Raw genomic sequence first — 678 nt, 5'->3', positions numbered from 1 at the left:
TTAGCGGGTAAAGTGGTTGAAATCAACAGTGGTGCAATAGTTGGTATTGCGCGAGGAGTTGACTTATCTGGCGCGCTCTTATTAGAGGTTGATGGAGCACTATCTGCGGTTAACGCAGGTGAGGTGTCGGTGAGGTTAGGCTGATGCTTCTATTAGATTGCGGAAACACACGGATCAAGTGGTGTTTAGCTGAAAATAATAAAATCATAAGGTCGGGAGAGGAGTTGTTGTCGGCGCTTGATCCTGCTTTGCTGGCAGCAGAGTTGGGTGGCATGTCATTTAATAGGGTGCTGGTAGCATCTGTTAGGGTGTCTGAAGTACTAGATAGTCTGCTTGACGCGCTCCAGCGTATGGTGGATGTTAAGATTTATGCGATTTCTCATGATGATATGAGCGGGCAGCAATTTGCTTACGATGAGGTGAAAAGGTTGGGGGTTGATCGCTGCCTGGTAATATCAGCCGTGCGCGATCTGTATCAAGGCGCTTGTATGGTAATCGATAGCGGTAGTGCCTTGACGGCCGACTTGATTGACGGAGATGGACGGCATATTGGTGGCTATATTTTTCCAGGTTGCAAAATGTTGCAGGATTCGCTTGTGGCGGGGACATCGAAAATTGTATTAGATGATGATGTGCAGTGTGGATTATCTCCAGGCAGGAATACTGAGCAGTGTGTTG

At 47.5% G+C, this 678-nt stretch carries 2 protein-coding genes; both read left to right on the top strand.

The genetic code is table 11. The annotated features are described in order from the left end of the window. The first annotated feature begins 12 nt into the window (after positions 1–12). Positions 13–144: a hypothetical protein gene (locus A3763_RS26725; protein WP_231872112.1), complete on the top strand. Its 132-nt coding sequence runs from the start codon at positions 13–15 to the stop codon at positions 142–144. Beyond that, the coding region (locus A3763_RS05585; protein ID WP_068759935.1) for a type III pantothenate kinase at positions 144–678 on the top strand (535 nt) is incomplete at its 3' end. The genes A3763_RS26725 and A3763_RS05585, both read left to right, overlap by 1 nt.

The sequence above is a fragment of the Oleiphilus sp. HI0128 genome (assembly GCF_001635365.1).
Note: the sequence above shows the minus strand (reverse complement) of the source record. Positions and strands in the feature narration are given on the sequence as shown.